General features: G+C 74.6%; 26 protein-coding genes. 20 read left to right on the top strand and 6 right to left on the bottom strand.

Going from position 1 to position 25,211, the window contains the following annotated elements; all coding sequences use genetic code 11:
- The first annotated feature begins 254 nt into the window (after window positions 1-254).
- From ACGF5U_RS16650 to ACGF5U_RS16625, 6 genes are all read left to right on the top strand, one after another.
- A complete protein-coding gene (locus ACGF5U_RS16650) occupies window positions 255-1,097 on the top strand; it encodes an ABC transporter substrate-binding protein (RefSeq protein WP_392718969.1) in 843 nt (280 codons plus the stop codon).
- Window positions 1,094-1,894, top strand: coding sequence for an amino acid ABC transporter permease (locus ACGF5U_RS16645; protein WP_392818408.1), 801 nt, complete (start codon window positions 1,094-1,096; stop codon window positions 1,892-1,894). Before ACGF5U_RS16650 ends, ACGF5U_RS16645 begins: the two co-directional genes overlap by 4 nt.
- 7 nt (window positions 1,895-1,901) lie before the next feature.
- Window positions 1,902-2,720: an amino acid ABC transporter ATP-binding protein gene (locus ACGF5U_RS16640; RefSeq protein WP_392718550.1), complete on the top strand. Its 819-nt coding sequence runs from the start codon at window positions 1,902-1,904 to the stop codon at window positions 2,718-2,720.
- Between the two features lie 94 nt (window positions 2,721-2,814).
- The gene (locus ACGF5U_RS16635; RefSeq protein WP_392718548.1) at window positions 2,815-3,615 is read left to right on the top strand and encodes a hypothetical protein; all 801 of its coding nucleotides are present in this window, start codon (window positions 2,815-2,817) and stop codon (window positions 3,613-3,615) included.
- Window positions 3,612-3,866, top strand: coding sequence for a hypothetical protein (locus ACGF5U_RS16630; protein ID WP_392718546.1), 255 nt, complete (start codon window positions 3,612-3,614; stop codon window positions 3,864-3,866). The genes ACGF5U_RS16635 and ACGF5U_RS16630 overlap by 4 nt, the downstream gene beginning before the upstream one ends.
- Complete coding sequence (locus ACGF5U_RS16625; protein WP_392718544.1) at window positions 3,863-4,690, top strand: metallophosphoesterase; 828 nt, start codon at window positions 3,863-3,865, stop codon at window positions 4,688-4,690. Before ACGF5U_RS16630 ends, ACGF5U_RS16625 begins: the two co-directional genes overlap by 4 nt.
- 49 nt (window positions 4,691-4,739) lie before the next feature.
- Here ACGF5U_RS16625 and ACGF5U_RS16620 read toward each other — a convergent pair whose 3' ends face one another.
- Window positions 4,740-5,537, bottom strand: coding sequence for an SDR family oxidoreductase (locus tag ACGF5U_RS16620; protein ID WP_392718542.1), 798 nt, complete (start codon window positions 5,535-5,537; stop codon window positions 4,740-4,742).
- A gap of 107 nt (window positions 5,538-5,644) precedes the next feature.
- On the opposite strand from ACGF5U_RS16620, the gene ACGF5U_RS16615 reads away from it, so the two are divergent.
- On the top strand, window positions 5,645-6,886 hold the full coding sequence (locus ACGF5U_RS16615) for an aromatic acid exporter family protein (RefSeq protein ID WP_392718540.1): 1,242 nt from the start codon (window positions 5,645-5,647) through the stop codon (window positions 6,884-6,886).
- A 30-nt stretch (window positions 6,887-6,916) separates the two neighbouring features.
- On the opposite strand, the gene ACGF5U_RS16610 is transcribed toward ACGF5U_RS16615, so the two are convergent.
- The gene (locus ACGF5U_RS16610; RefSeq protein ID WP_392718538.1) at window positions 6,917-7,330 is read right to left on the bottom strand and encodes an SRPBCC family protein; all 414 of its coding nucleotides are present in this window, start codon (window positions 7,328-7,330) and stop codon (window positions 6,917-6,919) included.
- Between the two features lie 224 nt (window positions 7,331-7,554).
- Between ACGF5U_RS16610 and ACGF5U_RS16605 the strand changes: the two genes are divergently transcribed.
- Window positions 7,555-8,337: an SDR family NAD(P)-dependent oxidoreductase gene (locus ACGF5U_RS16605; protein WP_392718555.1), complete on the top strand. Its 783-nt coding sequence runs from the start codon at window positions 7,555-7,557 to the stop codon at window positions 8,335-8,337.
- 46 nt (window positions 8,338-8,383) lie between these two features.
- On the opposite strand, the gene ACGF5U_RS16600 is transcribed toward ACGF5U_RS16605, so the two are convergent.
- From ACGF5U_RS16600 to ACGF5U_RS16585, 4 genes are read right to left on the bottom strand one after another with little or no spacing between them, the layout of a single operon-like run.
- Window positions 8,384-9,424 (bottom strand): 2-hydroxyacid dehydrogenase, encoded by a 1,041-nt coding sequence (locus ACGF5U_RS16600; RefSeq protein ID WP_392718536.1) that lies wholly within the window; start codon window positions 9,422-9,424, stop codon window positions 8,384-8,386.
- Window positions 9,425-9,445: 21 nt separating this feature from the next.
- Entirely contained in the window at window positions 9,446-10,084 is a 639-nt protein-coding gene (locus tag ACGF5U_RS16595; protein ID WP_392718534.1) for a histidine phosphatase family protein, read from the bottom strand.
- Window positions 10,081-11,637, bottom strand: coding sequence for an FGGY-family carbohydrate kinase (locus ACGF5U_RS16590; RefSeq protein ID WP_392718532.1), 1,557 nt, complete (start codon window positions 11,635-11,637; stop codon window positions 10,081-10,083). Before ACGF5U_RS16590 ends, ACGF5U_RS16595 begins: the two co-directional genes overlap by 4 nt.
- On the bottom strand, window positions 11,630-13,150 hold the full coding sequence (locus tag ACGF5U_RS16585) for an FGGY family carbohydrate kinase (protein WP_392718530.1): 1,521 nt from the start codon (window positions 13,148-13,150) through the stop codon (window positions 11,630-11,632). The genes ACGF5U_RS16590 and ACGF5U_RS16585 overlap by 8 nt, the downstream gene beginning before the upstream one ends.
- Window positions 13,151-13,566: 416 nt before the next feature.
- Between ACGF5U_RS16585 and ACGF5U_RS16580 the strand changes: the two genes are divergently transcribed.
- The 12 genes from ACGF5U_RS16580 (at window position 13,567) to ACGF5U_RS16525 (ending at window position 25,166) form a co-directional block, all read left to right on the top strand.
- Entirely contained in the window at window positions 13,567-13,695 is a 129-nt protein-coding gene (locus ACGF5U_RS16580) for a hypothetical protein (RefSeq protein ID WP_392718528.1), read from the top strand.
- A 2-nt stretch (window positions 13,696-13,697) separates the two neighbouring features.
- Entirely contained in the window at window positions 13,698-13,922 is a 225-nt protein-coding gene (locus ACGF5U_RS16575; RefSeq protein WP_392718526.1) for a hypothetical protein, read from the top strand.
- Between the two features lie 180 nt (window positions 13,923-14,102).
- On the top strand, window positions 14,103-15,107 hold the full coding sequence (locus tag ACGF5U_RS16570) for a glycosyltransferase family 2 protein (protein WP_392718524.1): 1,005 nt from the start codon (window positions 14,103-14,105) through the stop codon (window positions 15,105-15,107).
- Window positions 15,104-15,652 (top strand): D-glycero-alpha-D-manno-heptose-1,7-bisphosphate 7-phosphatase, encoded by a 549-nt coding sequence (locus ACGF5U_RS16565; protein ID WP_392718522.1) that lies wholly within the window; start codon window positions 15,104-15,106, stop codon window positions 15,650-15,652. The genes ACGF5U_RS16570 and ACGF5U_RS16565 overlap by 4 nt, the downstream gene beginning before the upstream one ends.
- A 10-nt stretch (window positions 15,653-15,662) precedes the next feature.
- Window positions 15,663-16,670 carry a glycosyltransferase family 9 protein gene (locus tag ACGF5U_RS16560; protein WP_392718520.1) on the top strand — a complete coding sequence of 336 codons (1,008 nt, stop codon included), beginning with the start codon at window positions 15,663-15,665 and terminating at the stop codon, window positions 16,668-16,670.
- A complete protein-coding gene (locus ACGF5U_RS16555) occupies window positions 16,667-17,683 on the top strand; it encodes a glycosyltransferase family 9 protein (protein WP_392718518.1) in 1,017 nt (338 codons plus the stop codon). Before ACGF5U_RS16560 ends, ACGF5U_RS16555 begins: the two co-directional genes overlap by 4 nt.
- Window positions 17,680-18,624 (top strand): glycosyltransferase family 2 protein, encoded by a 945-nt coding sequence (locus tag ACGF5U_RS16550; RefSeq protein WP_392718516.1) that lies wholly within the window; start codon window positions 17,680-17,682, stop codon window positions 18,622-18,624. Before ACGF5U_RS16555 ends, ACGF5U_RS16550 begins: the two co-directional genes overlap by 4 nt.
- A 333-nt stretch (window positions 18,625-18,957) precedes the next feature.
- On the top strand, window positions 18,958-20,052 hold the full coding sequence (locus ACGF5U_RS16545; RefSeq protein ID WP_392718514.1) for a glutamate--cysteine ligase: 1,095 nt from the start codon (window positions 18,958-18,960) through the stop codon (window positions 20,050-20,052).
- Window positions 20,053-20,217: 165 nt separating this feature from the next.
- Window positions 20,218-21,183 carry an NAD-dependent epimerase/dehydratase family protein gene (locus ACGF5U_RS16540; RefSeq protein ID WP_392718512.1) on the top strand — a complete coding sequence of 322 codons (966 nt, stop codon included), beginning with the start codon at window positions 20,218-20,220 and terminating at the stop codon, window positions 21,181-21,183.
- Between the two features lie 82 nt (window positions 21,184-21,265).
- Window positions 21,266-22,933 carry a carbamoyltransferase gene (locus ACGF5U_RS16535; protein ID WP_392718510.1) on the top strand — a complete coding sequence of 556 codons (1,668 nt, stop codon included), beginning with the start codon at window positions 21,266-21,268 and terminating at the stop codon, window positions 22,931-22,933.
- Window positions 22,930-23,892 (top strand): glycosyltransferase, encoded by a 963-nt coding sequence (locus ACGF5U_RS16530; protein WP_392718508.1) that lies wholly within the window; start codon window positions 22,930-22,932, stop codon window positions 23,890-23,892. The genes ACGF5U_RS16535 and ACGF5U_RS16530 overlap by 4 nt, the downstream gene beginning before the upstream one ends.
- Window positions 23,892-25,166 carry a glycosyltransferase gene (locus tag ACGF5U_RS16525; protein WP_392718506.1) on the top strand — a complete coding sequence of 425 codons (1,275 nt, stop codon included), beginning with the start codon at window positions 23,892-23,894 and terminating at the stop codon, window positions 25,164-25,166. Before ACGF5U_RS16530 ends, ACGF5U_RS16525 begins: the two co-directional genes overlap by 1 nt.
- Window positions 25,167-25,211: the final 45 nt, after the last annotated feature.

The following is a 25,211-nucleotide window of genomic DNA, read 5'->3' as shown; positions in this document are numbered from 1 at the left end:
GCACCCGTCGCCTGGAGCGATCCGGACAGTCCCCGCACCCGTCGCCTGGAGCGATCCGGACGGTCCCCGGCGTCCGGCCACCCCGAGCGATCCCAGAAGCGATCCGGCCGATCCGGCCGCTCCGTACGATCCGGCCGATCCCTGCGATCCGGTTCGGCGATCTCCGTGATGTCACGGCCCGGGTGGCATACGATCACGGCCGGCGGCCCTCCCCCACCCCCGCCGCCCCGCGCCCTTGGAGGTCAACCGTGCTGATGACTGCCGGCGGCAAGCGCCCCCACCGCTCTCGTACCGTCCTCACCGCCCGCGTCGCCGTCTCCGCGGCGGCGCTGCTGCTCGTCGCGGGCTGTGCCTCCGACGACGAGGGGCCGGGCGAGGCCGCAGGCGGCGTGCCCGTGGTGGAGAAGGGCAAGCTGACCACGTGCACGCATCTGCCGTACCCGCCGTTCCAGTTCGAGCGGGACGGCGAGGTCGTCGGTTTCGACGTGGCGCTCGTCGACCTGGTCGCGAAGAACCTGGGGGTCGAGCAGAAGATCCTCGACACCCCGTTCGAGAACTTCAAGACCGGTGCCTTCCTCAACTCCGGCGAGTGCGACCTCGCGGCCGCCGGTATGACCATCACCGAGGACCGGAAGAAGAACGTGGACTTCTCCGTCCCGTACTTCGACGCCACGCAGGCGCTACTGGCCTCCAAGAAGAGCGGCGCCACGACGCTGGCCGACATCAAGGCGAAGAAGCTGAAGCTGGGCGCGCAGGCCGAGACCAGCGGCGAGGACTACGCCAAGAAGCAGGGCTTCGACCCGGTGGCGTTCGAGAGCTCCGACGCCGTACTCAACGGGCTGCGCACCGGTCAGGTCGACGCGGTCGTCATCGACTACCCGGTCGTGCAGGGCTGGCTGAAGGACAAGGCCAACGCCGACGCGTTCGTCCTCGGCCAGAACATCGAGACGGACGAGCAGTACGGCTTCTCGGTGAAGAAGGGCAACGACAAGCTGCGCGCCGCCATCGACAAGGCCATCCAGGACGCCAAGGCCGACGGCACGTACAAGAAGATCTACGAGGAGTGGATCGGTCCGCTGCCGGAGGGTCAGCCGTGACCTCTCGGCTGACCAGGCGTCAGCGCCGCCGCGTCTCGCAGACCGTCCAGTACGCGGTCTTCGTGGCGGTGGTGGTGCTGATCGCCGTCAAGGCCGACTGGGACAGGCTGCAGAACCAGTTCGCCCAGCAGAGGCTGGCCGAGCAACTGTTCCCGGAGATCATCACCACCGCGCTGCGCAACACCGTGGTGTACACCGTGTCCGGGTTCCTGTTCGGCCTGGTCCTGGGGCTGGTCGTGGCGCTGATGCGGCTGTCGTCGGTGGCGCCCTACCGGTGGGTCGCGAGCGTCTACATCGAGTTCTTCCGGGGCCTGCCCGCCCTGCTGATCTTCATCTTCGTGGGCGTCGCGGTCCCGCTCGCGTTCCCGGGGACGGAGATCCCCGGCGGTACGTACGGAAAGGTGGCGCTCGGCCTCGGGCTGGTCGCCGCCGCGTACATGGCCGAGACGATCAGGGCGGGCATCCAGGCCGTGCCCAAGGGGCAGATGGAGGCCGCGCGGTCCCTGGGGTTCTCGCACGGCCGGGCCATGGTGTCGGTGATCATCCCGCAGGCGTTCCGCATCGTGATCCCGCCGCTCACCAACGAACTGGTGCTGCTGTTCAAGGACTCGTCCCTGGTGCTGTTCCTCGGGGTGACGCTGAACGAACGGGAACTGACCAAGTTCGGCCGCGACCTGGCCAGTCAGACCGCCAACTCCACGCCCATCCTCGTCGCCGGGCTCTGCTACCTCCTGGTGACGGTTCCGCTGAGCTTCGTGGTGCGCCGCCTCGAAGCGCGTGCCGGGAAGGCCAGGTGACCCCGCGGTGAACAGCAGCAGTGGCGGCGGCGAGCACGCCGAGATCGAGGTCCGCGGCCTGCGCAAGGCGTTCGGCGAGCACGAGGTCCTGCGGGGCATCGACCTGGAGGTCGCCAGGGGCGAGGTGGTCTGCGTGATCGGCCCTTCGGGCTCCGGCAAGTCGACGCTGCTGCGCTGCGTCAACCTGCTGGAGGAGCCCACGGCGGGCCGGGTCTTCGTGGGCGGCACGGAGGTGACCGACCCCGATGTCGACATCGACGCCGTCCGACGCCGGATCGGCATGGTCTTCCAGCAGTTCAACCTCTTCCCGCACGTGACGGCGCTGGAGAACCTGACACTGCCGCAGCGGCGGGTCCTGGGCCGGAGCAAGGCGCGGGCCGCCGAGGTCGCGCGGGAGAACCTGGCGCGGGTCGGGCTCTCCGAGAAGGCCGACGCCTATCCGAGCCGGCTCTCGGGCGGGCAGCAGCAGCGGGTGGCGATCGCGCGGGCGCTGGCGATGGGCCCCGAGGTGATGCTGTTCGACGAACCCACGTCGGCGCTCGACCCTGAGCTCGTCGGCGACGTGCTCGCCGTCATGCGGATGCTGGCGGCGGAGGGCATGACCATGATGGTGGTCACCCACGAGATGAGCTTCGCCCGGGAGGTCGCCGACCGGGTCGTGTTCATGGACGAGGGGCGGATCGTCGAGGAGGGTCCGGCCGAGCGCGTGGTGGGCGACCCGCAGCACCCCCGCACCCGTGACTTCCTGACCCGGATCCTCGACCCGGCCGCGGCGGAACCCCCCGGCCCGGAGTCCCCCGCCGACGAGGCCAGCCGGGATCACTAGGGCGTGACGGACGCGCCGGCGGCGGGGCGGCATCGTTCGGGCACGGGAGGGTACCCGGACCGCTCCCCGCAGTCCGACGAGGAGGGTGAGCCCCGTGAAGAATCCCGCGCACGACGCCACCCGACCCGGCGGGCCGGGGGACACTCCCGGGCTGCGGCTCGCCGGCGGGCGGGCGTTCGACGACGTGGCCGGGGTCGGGGGCGGTCTCGGCGGGGGCGGGGGTGCCACCGCGCCCCGGCTGCCGGTGGACCGCACCCAGTCCATCCTGGAGGCCACGAAACAGGTGGCGGCGCTGCTGAAGAACGCGGGCCACCCGTTCGCGCTGGCCGGGAGCGTCGCCGCGTACGCGCACGGGGTACCGGCGAACTTCCAGCACGACACCGACTTCGTGATCCTCCGCGAGGACGCCGAGGCGGTGACCGCGGAGTTGGAGCGCGCCGGTGTCGAGGTACGGGTCCCGCCGGAGGACTGGCTGATCAAGGCCACCTGCCGGGGCGAGGACATCGACCTGATCTTCGAGCTGACGCGGCACCCGGTGACCCGGGACCTGCTGGGCCGGGCGGAGATCCTGCCGGTGGACTCGGTGCTCATGCCCGTACTCGCGCCGACCGACCTGATGGGGAGCCTGCTCGCGGCGTTCTCGGAGCACCACTGCGACTTCGGGGCGGTCCTCCCGCTGGCCAGGACCCTGCGGGAGAAGATTGACTGGGATCTGCTGCGCCGCGAGAACGAGGGCGCGCCCATGCCGGAGGCGTTCCTCTACCTCCTGGAGCGCCTGCACGTGATCGAACCGCGCACCGCACCGCACGCCGAACCACATACCGAACCACATACCGAACCGCGCACCCAACCGCGCACCGAACCGAGTATCGGACGGAGGGAGGCATCGTCATGAGCGCCGCCGACACGGCCGAGTACCGCATCGCCCATCTGCGGGACCGGCTGGCGAGCGAGGACATCGCGGAGCTGGGGGTACGGATCGAGCAGCGCGGCGTGAGCGTCATGCTGTACGGCACCGTGTCCAGCGCCGCCTGCCGGGCCGAGGTCCTGCGGATCGCGCACGAGGAACTGGCCGGGCTTCCCCTCCGCGAGGACCTGGTGGTGGCCTCGGCGGACGCGCCCGCACACCCTGAGGAGCTGTCATGATCCGGGTAGCGGCGGTCGGTGACATCCATCTGTCGCCCGAGAGCGCGGGCGTGCTGCGGCCGGCGTTCGAGACGCTCGGCGGCTGTGCGGACCTCCTGCTCCTCGCGGGTGACCTCACCCGGCACGGCACGATCGAGGAGGCCAGGGTGGTCGCGCGGGAGGTCGCGGGCCTCGATGTGCCCGTCGTCGCGGTCCTGGGCAACCACGACTACCAGAGCGACAAGCAGGACGCGGTCACCGCGGTACTCGCCGAGGTGGGCGTGACCGTCCTGGAGGGCGGGGGCACCACGCTGGAGGTGGACGGTACGCGGGTCGGGGTCGCGGGGACGAAGGGCTTCGGCGGCGGTTTCGCGGGACGCAGCGGCGGAGAGTTCGGCGAACCGGAGATGAAGGCGTTCATCCAGTACACCCGGCGCTGTGCGGACGGGCTCGCGGCGGCGCTGCGGGAGCTGGCGGAGGCCGGGTGCGACGTACGGATCGCGCTGACGCACTTCGCGCCGGTGCCGGACACGCTCGCCGGGGAGCCGCTGGAGATCTTCCCGTTCCTGGGCAGCTACCTGCTGGCGGAGGCGGTGGACGAGGCGGGCGCCGACCTGGCCGTGCACGGCCACGCCCACCTCGGCACGGAGCACGGGATGACCAGTGGGGGCGTACGGGTCCGGAATGTGGCCCAGCCGGTGATCGGCCGGGCTTTCGCGGTGTACCACCTGCCGGTCCACGCCCCGGCCGGGGCGCACGGGGACGGTGGCGTACGAGCGGCCTCGGACGGCTCCGGTGCGCAGGCTCCCGGCGCGCGGGAGGCCGCGGGCGCGCACCGGTCCTGAGACCGGGCGCCTGTTCTGATCTGAGCTCTGGCACCGGTTCTGAGGGGCTTCAGGGGCGGCGCCAGGTGTCGTTCTCCAGGTGCGAGCCGGCCTGCGGGCCCATGCGGAGCATGCCGCCGTCGACCACCCACGACGCCCCGGTGACGTACGAGGACTCCTCGCTCGCGAGGAAGCCGATGACGGCCGCCACCTCCCGGGCGTCACCGGGGCGCCCCAGCGGGACGCCGGGGCGGACCTGGTGACGGACGTCCTCGTCCTCCTGGCCGGTCATGGGCGTGGCGATCTCGCCGGGCGCCACGGCGTTGACCGTGATGCCGTACTCGGCCAGTTCCAGCGCCATCACCTGGGTGAGCAGCCCGAGTCCGCCCTTGGCCGCGCAGTAGGGGGCCGCGCCGACGCGCGGCTGGTGCTCGTGCACGGACGTGACGTTCACGATGCGTCCGCCGTCGCCCTGGTCGATCATGCGGCGCGCCGCGAGCCGGCCGCACAGGAACGGGCCGATCAGATCGACGTCGATGACGTCCCGGACGGTCTGGTACTCCATGTCGATGAAGGGCGTGGAGGTACCGACTCCGGCGTTGTTGACGAGGACGTCGAGCCGCCCGAGGTCGCGGGCCAGCTTCTCCACGGCGTCCGCGGCGTCCGGCAGCTCGGTCAGGTCCATCCGGGTCATGGCCGCGCGGCGGCCGTGGGACCGCACCTCATCGGCGGTCCGCTCGGCACCGTCGTGGTCGTCGTGCCAGGTGATGCCGATGTCCATGCCCTGCTGCGCCAGCCGCACGGCGGTGGCCCGGCCGATGCCCGAGTCCGAGCCGGTGACGACGGCGACGGGAGTGCCTTGGTTCATGCGTCCGCCGGTACCACCCGGGCCGGGCGGCAAACCCGGAGGGGGCGTCCGGGCGGTTCCTGGGGCGCGGGTGTGGCGAGGTGCCGGTGAGCGGGCAGGGGAATGGGATGCGTGAAGTCTCAGCCCCCGTCATCAAGCTGGTGCGCCGGTCCACCGAGCCCGTCGCGGCGCAGACACTGCGCTCCACGGCGGCGGCGGTCATCAGCTTCGTCGTGGCGCTCGCCGTGCTGCCGCCCCAGCCCGCCCCGCTGACGGCTCCGCTCACCGCGCTGCTGGTCGTGCAGGTGACCCTCTACGCGACGCTGACGACCGGTGTCCGCAGGGTGAACTCGGTGGTCGCCGGTGTCCTGGTCGCGATCGGCTTCAGCGCCCTGGTCGGTCTGACCTGGTGGAGCCTCGGTCTGACGATCTTCGCCTCGCTGATCGTGGGGCATCTGGTGCGGGTGAGCGAGTTCGTACCGGAGGTGGCGATCAGCGCGATGCTGGTCCTGGGGGTCTCCCAGGTGACGTCGACGGCGTGGCACCGGGTGCTGGAGACCCTGATCGGCGCGGGTGTGGGGCTGTTGTTCAACCTGCTGTTCGCGCCGCCCGTGTGGGTGCAGACGGCCGGGGCCTCCATCGACGGTCTGGCCCGCGGGATGGGCGGGATGCTGCGCGCGATGGGCGACGACATCGCCGGTCTCGGGCACATTCCGGTGCCGCACGCGGCCGCCCGGCTGCACGCGGCGCGGCGGCTCGACCACGACATCGTGGAGGTCGACGCGTCGCTGCGGCAGGCCGAGGAGAGCCTGATGCTCAATCCCCGGGTCCGGCAGGGGCTGTTGTCGCGGGTGGTGCTGAGGACCGGTCTCGACACGCTGGAGATCTGCGCCGTGGTGCTGCGGGTGCTGTCCCGGACGCTGACGGACCTCGCCACGCACCGCACGGAGGAGACGCTCTTCCCGGCGGACGTGGCGGCCCTCCTGAGGGAGTTGTTCGGGCAGATGGCCGACGCCGTGGAGAGCTACGCCCGGCTGGTCACCACGTCGGTGACGTCCGGTGCGGAGGAGGCGGAGGACCGGCTGAGCGCCGCGCTGGCCGCCAGCCGGACGACCCGCGACCGGGTGGCCGACCTGCTCCTGGAGGACGTGCAGGAGCATCCGCGTCAGTGGCAGCTGCACGGTGCGCTGCTCAGCGAGATCGACCGGATCCTCGACGAGCTGGACGTCGACCGGCGCACCGAGCGCCTCACCCAGGAGCTTGACCGCCGCGCCGCCGAGCTCGGCGAGCGTCATCCCCGGCTGGTCGCGCTGGGCCGAAGGCTGCGCGGAACGGACACGGAACCGCCCCGTCCGGGCGTGGAGACATGAACGCGGGCGCCGGGACGGGAGGGCGCCCGGTCAGCCCGGGGAGCCGTCGACGCGCAGGCGCACCTCGTCCTCCAGGCGGCGCAGGCTGCGGTCGAGGGCGTCCTCGACCGCCCTGCCGCCCGGGTCGTGGCTCTCGTCGAAGAACGACAGGTGCACCGTCACCTCGCTGGCGCCGCTGCCGATCCCGGCGACCTGGAGCCAGCCGGTGTAGCTGCCGTCGTCCCTGGTCCCCCACTCCAGCCGCATCTGCTCCTTGCGGGAGCGCAGCAGGGCGCGGGTGTCCTCGTCGGTGCGGTCCTCGTGGACGGTGACGGCGGGTGGTTCCTCCGCGTGGACGTGGAGCTCGCGGGGCAGCCACTGCTCCAGCCGGCCGAGGTCGGCGACCTGGTCGTAGACCTGCTCGGGGAGGGCGGGCATCGTGCGGGAACGTTCGTATTCGGTCATTCCTCCCCAGTTCCTCGGCACGGCCCGCTCATTCCGGATACGGCCTTCCGGATACGGCGTCCGGATACGGCCGGGCAAAGGGAAAGCCCCGGCTGGACGGGGGAACCAGCCGGGGCAGCTCACGCGATGTGTGAAGGCGCCTTCACAACCGCATAGGTGAACGATAAACCATTCATGCGTGTTCGAGCCAATCGGCCCGGGGGTACCCGGCGCCGGTGGACTCCATGAAGCCCCTGGCCGTGGTGACCGGCGCCTCCAGCGGCATCGGCCGTGAGCTGGCGGGGCAGTTCGCCGACCACGGCTTCGACCTGGTGATCTGCGCCGAGGAACGCGCGCTGGACCGGGCCGCCGACGCTCTGCGCGCCCGGGGCGCGGACGTCTCGGCCGTACGGGCCGACCTCGCCACGTACGACGGGGTCGAGCAGCTCTGGCAGGCCGTCGTCGCCACGCGCCGCCATGTCGCGGCGGCCGCGCTCAACGCGGGCATCAGCAAGGGGGGCCCGTTCCTCGGGAACGACCTCGCCGACGAGGCCAGGGTCATCGACCTGAACGTGATGTCGACCGTGCACCTGGCCTGGCGACTGCTGCCCGGCATGATCGACGCGGGCGGCGGACGGCTGCTGATCACCTCGTCCGTCGCCTCCCTGGTGCCCGGCGCGTACCAGGCGGTCTACAACGCGACGAAGGCGTTCCTGCAGTCCTTCGCCGAGGCCCTGCGCGACGAGCTGAAGGGCACCGGCGTGACCGTCACGGCGCTGCTGCCGGGGGCCACCGAGACCGAGTTCTTCCACCGTGCCGGGCTGGACGACACCCTGCTCGGCCGCTCGCGCAAGGACGACCCGGCGCTGGTCGCCGCCCAGGGCTACCAGGCGCTCATGCGGGGCCGCAGGACGGTGTTCGCCGGCTCGCCGCGCACCAGGGCCCGGAGCGTCGCCGCCCGGCTGGTGCCGCACCGGCTCACCGTCCCCGCGTACGGGCGGCGGGTCCGGCCCCTCCCCCACCGGTGAGTCCGCGCCGCGCGGGAGGCCGCCGGGGCGCGCACGGGACCGGCCGTCAGCGGTTCAGCACCTCCGGGTTGGCGCAGTGGGCCAGCGGTTCGCCGCGCAGGAACCTGGCGGCCTCGCCCGCCACGATCCGGGCCGCCTTGTGGGCGACCTCCCGGCTGGCGCCCCCGATGTGCGGGGTGAGGACCACGCGCGGCGCGCTCAGCAGCCGTGCGCCGGCGGGCACCGGTTCGGTCGGGTACACGTCGAAGCCGGCCCCCGCGAGCCGCCCCGACTCCAGGGCGTCGCACACCGCGTCGTAGTCGAGCAGCGCCCCCCGGGCGCAGTTGACCAGGACCGAGCCGCGCGGCATCGACTCGATGCGGGCGCGCCCGATCATGCCCCGGGTCTCGTCCGTCACACGGGCGTGCAGCGACACCAGCCGGGAACGGGCGAGCAGCTCGTCCAGCTCCACGAGTTCGCCGATGCCCGCCACCGCCTCCGGCTCCACGTACGGGTCGTGGACGAGGACCCGCGCGCCGAGCGCGACCAGGGCGCGCGCCACCCGGGAGCCGATCGCACCGAACCCGACCAGCCCGGCGGTCGAGCCGTCGATCTCGATGCCGCAGTTGTCGTAGTCGTAGTAGTCGCCGCGCCAGGAGCCGTGCCGGAGGTCGGTGTGCACGTCACCGACACCGCGGGCGGCGGCGAGCAGCAGGGCGAGCGTGTGCTCGGCGGTGGCGACGGCGTTGCGGCCGGGCGCGTAGCAGACGGCGACGCCGTGCCGGGTGGCGGCGGCGAGGTCGGCGTTGACGGGGCCGCCCCGGCTGACGCAGAAGAGCTCCAGGCCGGGGCAGGCGGCGAGGACACGTTCGGTGAGCGGGGCGAGCTGGGTGACGCAGACCCGTGCACCGCGCAGCGCCTCGATCATCTCCTCCTCGCTGCCGGTGGCCTCGTCCACCTCGGCGACCGGCCCGAACGGCTCGTACGGCCAGGGGAACCGGAGCTCCCGGACGTCCAGGGGATGGTCAGGGAGGGCGGCGCGCAGCTCCTCCGTGAGGAGACGCGGCAGGACGAAGTGGTCCCCGGCGGCCAGGACGGTGGTGGTCACGGTGGTGCTCCAGTGGTCGGTTCAGTGCGGGGGGAGGGAGGTGCGGGCGGTGGCAGGCGTCGCGGGGGCGTTGAGCCGCAGCAGCGACGCCCGGCCCCCGCGCAGCCGGAGTTCGGTGAGGGCGCCGTTCTCCAGGGCGGGGAAGACCTGGCGGTAGCGGGCGAGCGGGATGCCGAGCAGTTCGCACAGCGCGAGGCGGACGAGGGTGGAGTGGGCGACGACGAGGACCCGTCCCTCGGGGAGTTCGGCGGCCACGTCGGTCAGGCAGGCGACGGCGCGGCGGGCCGCGGCGGCCGGGTCCTCGCCGCCGGGCAGGTGGTGCGCCACGGGGTCGCGCAGGAACGCCGCGAGCGCGTCGGGGAACGCCTCGGCCATCTCGCCGCGCGTGAGCCCGTCGCCACGCCCGAAGTCCACCTCGTACAGCCGTTCGTCCACGCGCAGCGGCAGGCCGAGCGCGTCGGCGGCGGGCCGGGCCGTGAGCCGGGCCCTGGACAGCGGCGAGCACAGCACCGCGTCGAGCCGCAGACCGGCCGCCCAGGCGCCGAGGGCGGCGGCCTGCTCGTGGCCGAGCGGGGTCAGCGGGACGTCGGTGCGGCCCGCGTAGCGGTTCTCGGCGTGCCAGACGGTCTCGCCGTGGCGTACCAGGATGAAGCAGGTCACCGTTCGGCCCTTCCGCGCGCGTGCGCCGCCAGGGCCGGGTCCAGCAGGCCGCGGCGGGTCAGTTCGTCCACGAGGTCCAGGTACACGGGGGTCAGCCGGGCCGTACGCGCCGGGTCGGGCCGCAGTTCGCCGCGCGGGCCGGTCAGAGCGGCAGCGGCGGTCGCCAGTGCGGCGCCGGACGCGGTCGCGGCGAGCACCGCCATGCCGACGGCGCTCTCGGCGTGTGCGGGGATCTCCACCGCCCGGCCCAGGACGTCGGCGCGCAGCTGCGACCAGTACCGGTTGCGGGCGCCGCCGCCGGTCAGGGTGAGCGGGCCGTCGACGGGCGCGCCGATGTGGTCGAGGAGGTCGAGGCAGAGCCGCTCGACGCACGCCACGCCGAGCAGGCAGGCGTGGAACAGCTCCGCGTCGCCCGCCGGGTCCCCGAGGACGAACGGGGTGGCGTCGGGCGCCCGGAACGGGAACCGTTCGCCCCGGTCGCCCGCAAGCGGGTAGACGACGGCGGTGGAGCCGGTGGCGGCGGCCCGCTCGGTCAGGGCGGGCAGGTCGGCGCCGGGGAAGCGGCGGGTGAGGACGCCCGCGCCGCTGCCGGAGGCGCCGCCGGGCAGCCAGGTGGCGGCCGGGCCGCGATGGCAGTAGACGACTCCGCCCGGATCGCGGACGAGGTGCGGACTCACGCCCTTGAGCACCAGGGTGGTGCCGAGTACGGAGTTCCAGGCGCCGGGCGTCAGGGCCCCGGCGCCGATCTGGGCGGCGCAGCCGTCGGTCATGCCCGCGACGATCGGTGTGCCGGCGGGGATGCCGGTGGCGCGGGCGGCGTCCGCGCAGACCGTGTCGAGTACCGTGCCGGGCCGTACGACGTCGGGGAGGAGCCCGGCCGGTACGCCGAGCGCGGCGAGTTCGGCGTACGGCCAGCGGTCCTCGATGAGGTGGTAGCCGGTCTTCAGGGCGTTGCTGGTGTCGCTCGCGACCTGCCGTCCGGCGAGCCGCCAGGTGATCAGGTCGGTCTGGTGGAGCAGCCGGAGGCCGTCGGCCGTGCCGGGGGCCGGGCCGTGGTCCAGCAGCCACAGCAGTTTGGGCAGCGCCCAGGAGGGCTGCATGGAGCGGTAGCCGAGGTCGTGCCAGACCCGCGCTCCGGCCGCGTCGACGCGTCCGGTGTAGGCGTGGGCGCGCCCGTCGTCGTACATGAGGCCCGGGGTGAGCGGCCTGCCGCGGGCGTCGGCGATGAGGACGGTGCCGGAGGTGCCGTCCACGGCGAGGTCGCGTACGCGCGCCGGGTCGATGCCGGTCAGCGCCTCGCGGCAGGCCCCTGCGATGGCCGACCACCACTGCTCCGGGTCCTGTTCGTGCCGTACGCCGTCGCGGTGGGCGGTCAGCGGGCGGGAGGCGGCGGCCAGCAGGCGACCGGTTCCGTCCACGGCGACGGCACGGGCGCTCTGGGTGCCGAGGTCGAGACCGAGGTGGACGGCGTCGGCGGACAGTCCGTCGAACGGTCCGTCGGCCAGGCTGCCGGACGCGGTGACGGACGGGGTGCCGGACGGGGCGTCAGGCATACGGCACCCGCCCCCGGTCGGCGGGGTGGGCGGGGGCCGGGGCCCAGCCGAGGGCGCGGGCGGCGCCCCGCCAGGCCAGGAACGCGTCGTACAGCTCGCCGTAGAACGCGGCGCGGTCCGGGTCCGGTTCCCAGGTGGAGCGGACCCGGACGTGGCGGGCGGCGGCCTCCCTAACGGAGGGGACGGCCCCGGTGAGCACCAGCCCCGTCAGGAACGCCCCCTTGGCGCCGAGTTCGCTGTCGGCGGTGCGGGCCGTGGGCACCCCGGTGACGTCGGCGATCAGCCGGCACCAGGCGTCGGCGGCGGAGCCGCCGCCGCACAGCCGCAGCTCCCGGACCTCCGTGCCGGAGGCGCGCAGGCAGTCCCGGACGGCCAGGGAGAGCCCTTCGAAGACGGCACGGGCGATATCGGCGCGGCCGTGGTCGAGGGAGAGGCCCCAGAAGGTGCCGCGCGCGTGCGGGTCGAGGAACGGGGCGCGTTCCCCGGCGGGCGAGAGGTACGGCAGGAAGCCGAGTCCGTGCGCGCCGGGCGGCGCGCCGGCCGCCAGCTCCCCGACGGCCGCGGGCCCGTGGACGCCGAGCAGCCGGGCCGTCCAGTCCAGGACCTCCGTCCCGGAGAGCGTCGGGAAGGCCCGCAGGAGCAGGCCGCGGCCGCCGTAGGCGATGTGGACGCCGCAGGGTTCGCCGCCGGTGTCGAGGCGTCCGGTGACGATCTCCGTGCACAGGGTCGTGCCGAGGATGGCGCACGCCTGGCCGGTGGTGACCGCTCCGGCGCCGCGCGCGGTGGCCGCGATGTCGTACGGGGCCATGACGACGGGCAGGTCCGGCGGCAGGCCGAGCGCGGCGGCGGCGTGCCGGGCCAGCCCGGCGACCCGCTCGTCGTCACCGAGCACGCCGGGCAGGAGCCGCCGGCAGCCGTCCATCCCGAACAGGTCCAGGAGCGCGGGGTCGTAGGCGCCGGTGGCGTGGTCGAGGAACGGCGCGGACGCGTCGGAGTCGTCGATACCGGTGACCCCGGTGAGCCTCAGGAACAGCCAGCCGGCCGCGGTCAGCGCCGTACGGGAGCGGTCCAGGCGCTCCGGGTCGTGCGCGGCCAGCCAGCCGAGCACCGCGTTGGGCATGCCGCCGCAGGTGAGGGAGCCGTTGCGGCGGTACGCCTCGGTGAGGATCCCGTCGGCCGCCCACCGGGTGAGCAGGTCGCCCGCGCGGCCGTCGGACCACAGGATCGCGGGTCCTGTCGGGCGGCCGTCGGCGTCGACGAGCCAGCAGCCGTCGCCCTGGGCGGTGAAGCAGACCATCCGTACCGGCTCGTGGCCGGGACCGAGCCGGGCCAGCGCGTCGCGCGCGGTGTGGACGACGCCGTTCCAGACGGCGTCCATGTCCTGCTCCGCCCAGCCGGGGCGGGGACGCAGCACCTCGGTCCCGATGCGGGAAAGGGCGGTCTCGCGTCCCGCCCCGTCGAACACGACCGCTTTGACGACCGAGGTGCCGACGTCGATGGTGAGAACCGACATGAGGGAATCCCTTCCCCTTCGCCGCGGGCCGTACCGGTCGTGTGGAGTCCGGTGGCGCGGAGTCGGGTGACGCCGAGTCCGTGACGCCGAGTCCGGTGGCGCGGAGTCGGGTGACGCCCAGTCCGGTGACGCGAAGTCCGGTGACGCGGAGTCCGGTGACGCGGAGTCCGGTGACGTGGAGTCCGGTGACGCGAAGTCCGGTCGCTTCGGGCCGGTGCGTGCCGACGCGGACGGATTCCCGCTCACGCCCGGCCGAACCGGCGGGCCCGCCGCCGCGCGCGCCGTGTCCGCACTCTCGCCGCGACGCGCCGGAAAGGGCCGCCGGCGCCCCGCGCGGTCGGCGTGCCGTACCGCCGAGCGGGTGACCTGGCCGTCTCCCGGCGGGGATCTTCCTCGGGCCGCTCGGTGTCGAGGGCGTGATGTGGATCTTCGCGGTGCTGTATCTGGCGAGTGCCGTCCTGACGCTGTTGCTGAAGCTGCCGGACGGGTACTCGACCGGCCACCGCCCGGCGACGCGGGCGCGGAACAACGCACCGGAGGCATGACGATGAGCGAGCAGACCCCCTCCCAGGCGGAGGGCGAGCGGGACGAGGACGTCGGCCGCCCGGACTTCCCCCGGACGACACCCTCCCAGGCGGAGGGCGAGCGCCGGGCCGAGGACGACCGGCCCGACAGGACGGGCGGCCCCGGCCGGACCGCTCCCGAGCGGAAGGGCGACGACGCGCCCGGACCCTGGCGGGCGCCGGAGGCGGGCGAGGAACGGCACCGCTGAGCCGCGGGCCCACGAGCCGTCCCCTGTCGCGGTTCCGCCCGACGGCAGGGGGCGGGGTCCGCCGTGCCGGTGACCGGCCCGACGTGTACTGCGGGCCTCCGACACCTATGCATAAAGTGACGAAAGGTGGGCATTCCGTACGTCCCGCGGAACCGACACCGGAACGGGAGGCGCCGACGCATGATCCCCGCACTCGCCTCGTACGCCGTGGTCGTCCCTACCATCGGGCGGCCCTGCCTCGTCGACTGCCTCACCGCGCTCGCCGCGAGCGAGGGCCCCGAGCCGAGCCGCGTCGTCCTCGTGGACGACCGTCCCGCTCCGTCCCGCGACCGGCTGCCGCTGGACGCGCTCGGCCCGCTCGCGGACCGGGCGTTCGTCCTGCGCAGCGGCGGACGGGGCCCGGCGGCCGCCCGCAACACCGGCATCCGGGTGGTGGACCAGCCGTGGACCGTCCTCCTGGACGACGACGTACGGGTGGGCCCGCACTGGCGCGAGCAGCTCGCCCGGGACCTCGCCGAGGCGTCGCCCGACACCGGCGGCGTCCAGGGCGTGCTGAGGGTGCCGCTGCCACGGGACCGGCGGCCCACCGACTGGGAACGCAACACCGCCGGGCTCGAACGCGCCCTGTGGGCGACCGCCGACATGGCGTACCGCACGGAGGCCCTCAAGGCGGTCGGCGGCTTCGACGAGCGGTTCACGCGCGCCTTCCGGGAGGACGCGGACCTGGCGCTGCGGGTCATCGACGCGGGCTGGCTGATCCGGCGCGGCGAGCGGACGACCGAGCATCCCGTGCGGCCCGCCGACCGGTGGGTGTCCGTGCGCGTCCAGCGCGGCAACGCGGACGACGCGCTGATGGTGCGGCTGCACGGCCCCGGCTGGTGGGCGCTCGCCGCGGCGCCCCGGGGCAGGATCCGGCGGCACGCGGCGACCGCGGCGGCGGGCGCGGCCGCGCTGGTCCTGGCGGCCGGCGGGCGGCGCCGCGCGGCGGCGTGGGCGGCGGCCGGATGGGCGCTCGGCACGGCGGAGTTCGCGCGGGCGAGGATCGCCCCCGGGCCCCGTACCCCCGACGAGATCCTCACCATGGCCGTCACCAGCCTGGTCATCCCGCCGGCCGCCGTCTGGCACCGGCTGCGCGGGGAACTGCGGCACCGGTCGGCCGGGCGGTGGGACGGCGGTGCCGTATGACCCTCGCGACGCGCCGGGACCTGCCCGCCGCCGTGCTCTTCGACCGGGACGACACCCTCGTGGTGGACGTCCCGTACAACGGCGACCCCCGGCGGGTGCGGCTCATGCCGGGCGCGCGGGACGCGGTGCGGCTGCTGCGGGCGCACAGGATCCCCGTCGGTGTCGTGTCCAACCAGTCCGGCATCGGACGGGGGCTGCTCACCGAGAAGGCCGTGCGTGAGGTGAACGCCCGGGTCGAGGCGCTGCTCGGCGGGCGGCTGGACGCCTGGGTGCACTGCCCGCACCTGCCGGACGACGGCTGCGGCTGCCGCAAACCGGAGCCCGGACTGGTACTGGAGGCGGCCCGGCTGCTCGGCGTCCCGGCGCGGGACTGCGTCGTGATCGGCGACATCGGCTCGGACATGGGCGCCGCGCGGGCGGCCGGCGCGCGCGGCGTGCTCGTACCGACCACACGGACGCTCCCGGCCGAGGTCGAGGCCGCCCCGCGCGTGTGCCGCGATCTGACGGGCGCCGTACGCCACGTCCTCGACGGCCACGAGAGCTGAGGAGACCGTGATGAAGGCGCTCGTCGTCCGGCTGGACAGCTTCGGGGACGTCCTGCTCGCCGGCCCGGCCGTCCGGGCGGTGGCCCACCGGGCTGACCGGGTGGCGCTGCTGTGCGGGCCGGTCGGCGCACCGGCCGCGCGGATGCTGCCCGGTGTGGACGAGGTGCTGGTGTGGGCGGCGCCGTGGGTCGGGTTCACGCCCCCGCCCGTGGACCGCGCGGACGTCGGCCGCCTCGTGGACCGGGTCGCGGCGGCCCGTGCCGATGTGGCGCTGATCCTGACGTCGTTCCACCAGAGCCCGCTGCCCGCCGCGCTGCTGCTGCGCATGGCGGGCGTTCCCCGGATCGCCGCCGACAGCGTCGACGCGCCGGGTTCGCTGCTCGACGTGCGCCACCGGCGGGCGCCGCACGCGCACGAGGCGGAGGCGGCGCTCGACCTGGCCGGCGCGGCCGGGTTCCCGCGACCGCCCGGCGACGACGGACGGCTGCGGGTGCGGCACGCGGCGGCCGCGCCGGAGCTGACGGGCGCCCGCCCGTACGTCGTGGTCCACCCGGGGGCCAGCGTCGACGCCCGCCGGTGGAGCCCGGAGCGCTGCGCGCACGCCGTGCGGCTCCTCGCGGACGAGGGTCACCGCGTGGTGGTGACGGGCGGCCCGGACGAGCGGGAGCTGACGCGTCTCGTCGCGGGCGCGAGCGGGCTCGACCTGGGCGGCCGTACGCAGCCGCCGCAGCTCGCGGCGGTACTCGCGGGCGCGGGCGCCGTGGTGACCGGCAACACAGGACCCGCGCATCTGGCGGCGGCCGTCGGCACCCCGGTCGTGTCGCTGTTCTCACCGGTCGTACCGGCCGAACGCTGGGGCCCGTACGGCGTTCCGCACGTCCTGCTCGGCGACCAGGCCGCGCCGTGCGCCGACACCAGGGCCCGGGTCTGCCCGGTGCCCGGCCATCCCTGTCTGGACGAGGTGACGGCCGAGGACGTGGCGGCGGCCGTCGGCAAGCTGCTGGAGGCCGCGCCGTGACCCAGGACGGCGAGGGCACGCCCCGGCTGCTGGTGCTGCGGGCGCTGGGGCTCGGCGACCTGCTGGCCGGGATCCCGGCGCTGCGGGCCCTGCGGCGGGCGTTCCCGGCGTACGAGACCGTGCTCGCCGCGCCCGGGTCGCTGGCGGACGCCGTGGCGGCGACGGGCGCCGTGGACAGGCTGCTGCCCGCGTCGGCGCCCGGCCGCGCCGTACCGGAGCGGCTGGACTGGACGGGGGCGCCACCCGACCTCGCCGTCGACCTGCACGGCAACGGCCCGCCGAGTCACCGGCTGCTCCAGCGGCTCGGCCCTGGCCGGCTGTGGGCGTTCGCGCATCCCGGGACGCCGGAGATCGCGGGCCCGGTGTGGACGGCGGACGAGCACGAGCGGGCCCGCTGGTGCCGGCTCGTGGAGTGGTACGGCGTCCGCGCCGACCCCGGGGACCTGCGGGTCACACCGCCGGACGAGCCGTCCCCCGCGCCGGGGGCGGTCGTCGTGCATCCGGGCGCCGACGCGGGGTCGCGGCGCTGGCCCCCTGAGCGGTACGCGGCGGTGGTACGGGACGTGCGGCGGCGCGGGTACCGGGCGGTGCTGACCGGAGGTCCGGGCGAGGACGCGCTGCTGGCCCGGGTGGCCGGGCCCGCGGGGCTCGCGGACGGTGACGTCCTGGCGGGCGGCCTGCCGTTCCGGCGGCTGGCCGCGCTGTTCGCGGGGGCGGCGGCGGTGGTGTCGGGCGACACCGGCATCGCCCATCTGGCGGTCGCCGTCGGCACGCCGTCGGTCACCCTGTTCGGGCCCGTGCCGCCCCGGTTGTGGGGCCCGCCACCGGGTACACGGCACGTGGCGCTGTGGCACCCGGGCCCCCCGGGCGACCCGCACGCCCGTACCCCGGACCCGAACCTGCTGCGCATCACCCCGGACGAGGTCCTGGCGGCGCTGTACGGCACCGTCCCACGCGACCCGTACGAGACCGACGCGCGTGCGACCAGCCCCTCGGAGGTGTTCCGTCCGTGACCGAAGCATGCCGCACCACCGTGGTGGTCATCACCCATGACCGGCGTGACCAGGTGACGCGGACCCTGGACCGGCTCGCGGAGCTGCCCGAGCGACCGCCCGTCATCGTGGTCGACAACGCGTCCCGCGACGGGACCGCCGAGGCGGTCGCCCGGCGCCACCCCCATGTCACCGTGCTCGGTTCGGCGCGCAACCTGGGCGCGGCCGGCCGGAACCTCGGCGTACGGCACGCGCGTACGCCGTTCGTCGCGTTCAGCGACGACGACTCGTGGTGGGAGCCGGGGGCGCTCCGCACGGCCGAGCGGCTGTTCGACGCCTACCCACGGCTGGGGCTGGTCGCGGCGACCGTGCGGACGGGGAGCGACGGCGCCCCCGACCCGCTGAACGCGACGCTCGCCGGCTCACCGCTCGGCCGGCCCGCCGACCTGCCGGGACCCGAGGTGCTCGGGTTCCTGGCCTGCGCCGCCGTGGCGCGGCGGTCGGCGTACCTGGAGGCCGGCGGCTACCACCCGGCGCTGTTCATCGGCGGCGAGGAGACCCTCTTCGCGTACGACCTGGCGGCCCGCGGCTGGGGAGTCTGCCACGTTCCCGATGTGGTGGCGGTGCACCGGCCGTCGGGCGGGGCCCGCCCCGGGCGGCGTGCCGTGATGCGCCGCAACGCGGTGCTCACCGCCTGGCTGCGCCGTCCGCCGGCGGTCGCGCTGCGCCGTACGGGAGCGCTCGTGGCGGACGCCCGGCGGGATCCGGAGGCGCGCGAGGCGCTGCGCGGTGTGGCGGCCAGGCTGCCGGCGGCGCTGCGGCTGCGCAGGCCGCTCCCGCCCGCCGTGGAGGCGGCCGCCCGCAGGCTGGACACGGCGGCGGGACCCGCGACGACCCCGCACGGCCCCGGCGGGACGGGCGGTGATCTCGCGGTCTCCACCGCGCGCCGGTCCAACGGATGACCGGACGCCGACGACGGGTGCCGACGTCGGACGCGGGGTGACGGGCCCGAGGACCGGCGCGGATGACGGACGGGGATGACGGACGCGGGTGACGGACGCGGCTGAGGGGCCCGAGCGACGGGCGCGGATGACGGACGGGGTCAGCGGCCCGAATGACGGGCGCGGATGACGGACGGGGTCAGCGGCCCGAATGACGGGCGCGGATGACGGACACGAGTGGCGGACACGGGGACGGACGCGCGACTGACGGGCGCCGGTGACCCACCGTAGCGATCGAACGCGGAAATGGTTTTATCCCGGTTCGTTCCTCTTCTCACGGGTACCCGGCGGCACATGATCACTGTTGGGATCGAGGAAGAGTTCCTGCTGGTGGATCCGGTCACCTGCCTCCCCGTGCCGCTCGCCGACCAGGTCCGCGCCGCGGCCGGTCTGGAGCCGATCGTGGACGACCAGGAGATCCAGTCGGAGCTTCTGCAGGCCCAGGTGGAGGTCGCCACACCGGTCTGCACCTCGCTGGACGAGGTGGGCGGTCATCTGCTGCGGCTGCGGCACGCGCTGGGCACCGCCGCCGAGAAGAACAACTGCCGCATCGTGGCGTGCGGCACGGCTCCGTACCGTGAGGCTGCCCCGGTCCCCGTGACGCAGAAGGCCCGCTACCTCGCCATGCGGGCGCAGGCCCCGCAGCTCGTGGCGGAGCAGCTGGTCAACGGCATGCATGTGCATGTGGGCGTGCCCGACCGCACGGCGGGCGTCGCCGTGCTGAACCGTATCCGGGTATGGCTGCCCACGCTGGTGGCGATGGCCGCCAACTCACCGCTGTGGGACGGCCACGACACCGGCTTCGCCAGTTGGCGCACGGTCATCTTCGGCCGCTGGCCGGTGAGCGGACCGCCGCCCGCCTTCGCGGACGAGGAGGACCACGAGAGAAGGGTGCGGGCCCTCCTGGACTCCAGGATCATCTCCGACAGGGGCCAGCTCTACTGGCAGGCCAGGCTGTCGGACCACTACCCGACGGTGGAGGTGCGCTGCACCGACGTACAGCTGCGGGCCGACGCCGCGGTGCTCTTCGCCGGGCTCATCCGGGCCATGGTCGTCACCGCGCTGCGGGACGAGGCGGCCGGGCTGCCGGTGCCTCGGTGCCCGCCCGAGCAGCTCCAGGCGGCGAACTGGTACGCCGCCCGGCACGGCCTGAGCGACCTCCTCGTGGACCCGGAAGGCGTCTGCCGCCGGGCCGGCGACGTGCTCTGCCGGCTGATCGACACCATGACGCCCGCGCTCGAGGACTCCGGCGACGTCCGTGAGGTGACGTCCCTGGTGCACCGGCTGCTCCGCGAGGGCACCCCCGCCGACCTGCAGCGCAAAGCGCTGGACGAGGGCGGTATGGCCGCCCTGACCGATCTGCTCATCACCGAGACCGTCGCACCGTGACGGACGGCCGCAGGGCCGCCGGACACGCTCCGCACATCCCCCGAACGGACTACACCACCGCGCCGGTACCCCCCGTCCGGCCCAGCCTGATCGCAGGGCCCGGGACAGGGGTGGGGAGCGCCCGCCGCCCCTGACGGGCCCATCGACCACCGACGAGGAGACCGAATGAACACCGCATCCCCCCGTACCTGGGAGCACGCCGTCGTCACCGGCGGCGCCGGCTTCGTCGGCTCCCACCTGTGCGCCGCTCTGCTGGCCTCCGGTTCGGCCGTGACCTGCGTGGACGACTTCAGCACGGGCCGTCACGAGAACGTGTCCGCCTTGCTGGACCGGCCCGGGTTCACGCTCCTGGAGGCGAACGTCGCCGAGCCGTTCACCGTGGACCGTCCCCCCGACCTGGTGCTGCACTTCGCCTCGCCCGCGTCGCCCGCCGACTATCTGCGGCTGCCGCTGCACACGCTGGAGACCGGCAGCCTCGGCACCCGGCACGCGCTGGCCCTGGCGCACCGGTCCGGCGCCCGGTTCCTGCTGGCCTCGACGTCGGAGGTGTACGGCGACCCGCAGCAGCACCCGCAGAACGAGCGGTACTGGGGCCATGTGAACCCGGTCGGGCCGCGCAGCGTGTACGACGAGGCCAAGCGGTTCGGTGAGGCGCTGACCACCGCCATGGCCGACGCGTACGGCACGGACACGGGGATCGTCCGGCTGTTCAACACCTACGGTCCGCGGATGCGCGGCCACGACGGACGGGCCGTGCCCACCTTCATCCGCCAGGCGCTGGACGGCGAGCCGTTGACCGTGACCGGCGACGGCGGCCAGACCAGGTCGCTGTGTTACGTGGACGACACGGTGCGCGGCGTTCTCCTGGCGGCGGCGCACGGCATGCGCGGCCCGGTGAACATCGGCAATCCGGCCGAGATCAGCATGCTGGACCTCGCGCGGCTGGTCATCGAACTGACCGGCTCGCGCTCCGAGGTCCGCTTCATCGAACGGCCGACGGACGACCCGGCCGTGCGCTGCCCCGACATCACGCTCGCCCGGGACAAGCTCCAGTGGGAACCGCGGGTGACGGCCGTCGACGGGCTGCGCCGCACCATCGACTGGTTCCGTGCCCGCGGAGACCGTTCCTGACGGAGGGTCATCCCTGCTCCCGTTCCGGGCCGATGCCGCGTTCCGTGCGGCCACCGGCCCTCCCTTCGCCGAAAGGTCTGGCATGCGCATTCTCGGAATCAACGCTCTGTTCCACGATCCCGCCGCCGCGCTGGTCATCGACGGGCGTATCGTCGCCGCCGCCGAGGAGGAGCGGTTTTCCCGGCGCAAGCACGGCAAGCGGCCGGTCCCCTTCTCGGCCTGGGAACTGCCGGACCAGGCGGCGGCCTGGTGCCTGAAACGCGCGGGCCTGCGCCCGCGTGACCTGGACGCCGTGGCGTACTCGTTCGACCCGGCGCTGGCCCGCCCCGCCGACGAGATGGGGCTTCACGACCCCTGGGACCATCTGCGGATCACCTACGCCCGCGAGGCCCCTGGCTTCCTGGGGACCGCCCTGCCGGGCCTGGACCCGGCCGTCGTCCGGTTCGTCCCGCACCACATGGCCCACGCCGCGTCGGGCGCGTTCGCGGTGGACGGCGCCGACATGTCCTCCGTCCTCGTCCTCGACGGGCGCGGCGAACGGACCTCGCACCTGGCTGCGCGCCGCGTCCACGACCGGCTGGAGGCGCTCGCCGCGCAGGAACTCCCGCACTCCCTGGGCCTGGTGTACGAGGAACTCACCGAGCACCTCGGATTCCTGCGCTCGTCCGACGAGTTCAAGGTGATGGCGCTCGCCTCGCACGGCACTCCCCGGATGCTGGACGAGCTGCGCCGGTACGTGTATCCCACCGGCGACGGCGGGTTCCGCGCCAGCGGGGTGCCGTGGCACGAACTGTGCCCGCCGCGCGGCGCGGACGAGCCCTGGACGCGGGACCACGCGGACGTCGCCGCGAGCGCGCAGGCCGTGCTGGAGGAGACGCTGCTCGACCTGGTGCGCTGGCTGCACGGCCAGACCCACGACCAGGTGCTCACGCTCGCGGGCGGTGTCGCCCTCAACTGCGTCGCCAACGCGCGGATCGCCCGCGAGGGCCCGTTCTCGCGCGTGTGGGTGCAGCCCGCCGCCGGTGACGCGGGCACGGCGCTGGGCGGCGCGCTGCTGCTCGCGGCGGGCGAGGGCGACGAGCCGGAGCCGATGAACGGCGCCGACCTCGGCCGCGAGTGGTCGGACGCGGAGCTCGGCGCCTGGCTGAAGACGGCGGCCGTGCCGTTCGACCGGCCCCCGGACATCGCCGCGACCGTGGCGGAGGCACTCGCGGACAACGCGATCGTCGCCTGGTTCCAGGGGCGTTCGGAGTACGGGCCGAGGGCGCTCGGGCACCGCTCGCTGCTCGCGCACCCGGGGCACGCCGGCAATCTGGAGCGGCTCAACGACGTGAAGGGCCGCGAGCAGTTCAGGCCGGTGGCGCCGATGGTGCTGGCGGACCGCGCGGCGGAGATCTTCGAGGGACAGCTGCCCAGCCCGTACATGCTGTTCGTGCACGATGTGGCGGCCGAGTGGCGTGAGCGGATCCCGGCCGTGGTGCACGTCGACGGCACCGCGCGCATCCAGACCGTGGACCGGACCGCGGAGCCGCTGGTGGCCCGGATGCTCACCGAGTTCGAACGCCGCACCGGGCTGCCGGTGGTCGTCAACACCAGCCTCAACACGGCGGGCCGGCCGATGGTGGACGACCCGCGCGACGCCCTGGAGTGCTTCGGCTCCTCCCCCGTCGACCTGCTGGCCATCGGACCGTACGCGGTGCGGCGCGGTGAGTTCTTCGGGTCGGACACGTCGCGGAGGACGGCGTCATGAACATTCTGCTGTGGCATGTGCACGGCTCGTGGACGACGGCGTTCGTCCAGGGACCGCACACCTACCTCGTGCCCGTGCTGCCCGGACGCGGCCCGGACGGGCGGGGCCGGGCCCGTACGTTCTCCTGGCCGTCGTCGGTACGGGAGGCGACCCCCGACGAGCTCCGCGACGCCCCCGTCGACCTGGTGATCCTGCAGCGGCCGCACGAGTTCGACCTCGCCGAGCGGTGGCTGGGCGGACGCCGCCCCGGCCGGGACGTACCGGCCGTCTACCTGGAGCACAACGCCCCCGACGGCGACGTCCCCGCCACCCGGCACCCGTGCGCCGACCGCGAGGACCTGACGCTGGTCCACGTCACCCACTTCAACCGGCTGTTCTGGGACAACGGCGGCACCCGCACCGAGGTGATCGAGCACGGGATCGTGGACCCCGGCCACCTGTACACCGGGCGGCTCGCCCGCGCGGCGGTCGTCGTCAACGAACCGGTGCGGCGCGGCCGCTGGACCGGCACGGACCTGCTGCCCGCGCTGGCCGCCGCTGCTCCCCTCGACGTGTTCGGGATGCGCACCGAGGGGCTCGCCGCGCACCTGGGCCTGCCCGGCGAACGGTGCCGCTCGGCCGACCTGCCGCAGCGGGACCTGCACGCGGCCATGGCGGAGCGCCGGCTGTACCTGCACCCGGTGCGCTGGACGTCGCTGGGGCTTTCGCTGCTGGAGGCCATGCACCTGGGCATGCCGGTCGTGGCGCTGGCCACGACGGAGGCGGCGGAGGCCGTACCGGCAGGTGCCGGAACGCTGTCCACCCGCCCCGAGGTGCTCGCGCGCGCCGCGCGGCGCTACCTGGAGGAGCCCGACGCGGCCGCCGAGGACGGCGCGCGGGCCCGCCAGGCGGCCCTGGAACGGTACGGGCTCAAGCGCTTCCTGTCCGACTGGGAGCGCCTGATCACGGAGGTACGCTGATGACCACCCTCGATCCCCTCGGCTCGGCCCGGTCCCGCACGACGTACGGCGGGCGCGCGCTGTCGATCGCCCTCGTCTCGGAACACGCGAGCCCGCTCGCGGCACTCGGCGGCGTGGACGCGGGCGGCCAGAACGTCCATGTCGCACGGCTGGCCGGGGCCCTCGCCGACCGGGGCCACCGCGTCACCGTGTACACCCGGTGGGACGGGCGCACACTGCCCGACCGGGTGCCGCTGCGCCCGGGGGTAGAGGTGCGTCACGTCCCGGCGGGCCCCCCGGAGCCGGTGCCGAAGGACGGACTGCTGCCGTTCATGGCGGCGTTCGGCCGCCACCTGGCGACCGACTGGCGCGAGAACCCTCCGGACCTGGTCCACTCGCACTTCTGGATGTCGGGCCTGGCATCGCTCCAGGCGTCCCGCGAGACGCACGTCCCGTTCCTGCACACGTATCACGCGCTGGGCACGGTGAAGCGCCGGCACCAGAAGCACGCAGACACCAGCCCGCCCGAGCGGATCGCCTGCGAGCGCGAGGTGGGCCTCGGCTGCGACCGGGTCATCGCCACCTGCCGCGACGAGGTGCACGAGCTGAGCCGGATGCACATACCCGTGGACCGGGTCAGCATCGTGCCGTGCGGCGTCGACACGGAGGCGTTCTGTCCCACCGGGCCGGTCGCGGAACGCGGTGAGGCCCGCTATCGGCTGCTCCAACTGGGCCGGCTGGTCCCGCGCAAGGGCGCCGCCGTGTCCATCACCGCCCTCACCCGGCTGCCCGAAGCGGAACTCCTCGTGGTCGGCGGTCCGCCCGCTGAGGAACTCGCCGACGACCCGGAGGTGCGCAGGCTGCGCGACGTGGCCAGGCTCGCCGGGGTCGCCGACCGGGTCTGGTTCACGGGCGGTGTGGCCGCCGATCAGGTGGCGCCGCTGCTGCGGAGCGCCGACGTGGTGGTGTGCCCGGCGGACTACGAGCCGTTCGGCATCGTGCCGCTGGAGGCCATGGCCTGCGGCAGGCCCGTCGTGGCCAGCGCCGTGGGCGGTCAGCTGGACACCGTCGCCGACCCGCACTGCGGCCGGCTGGTCCCGCCGCGCGACCCGGACGGGCTCGCCCGAGCGGTCGCGGAGCTGCTCGCCGACCCGGCGCTGCGGGCCGGCTGCGGGGCGGCGGGCCGGCGGCGGGTGCTGAGCCGGTACGACTGGTCGCGCGTCGCGGCGGCCACCGAGGCGGTGTACGAGGAGGTGCTCGCGGCGCGGCCGGTCGCGCCAGGGGCGGCGGCCTGACCGTGCCGCGGCTCCCCGCGCATCCGGCCGTACCCGTCGACCCGC

The organism is Streptomyces sp. NPDC047886 (assembly GCF_043204435.1).
Classification (GTDB): Bacteria; Actinomycetota; Actinomycetes; order Streptomycetales; family Streptomycetaceae; genus Streptomyces.
Note: the sequence above shows the minus strand (reverse complement) of the source record. Positions and strands in the feature narration are given on the sequence as shown.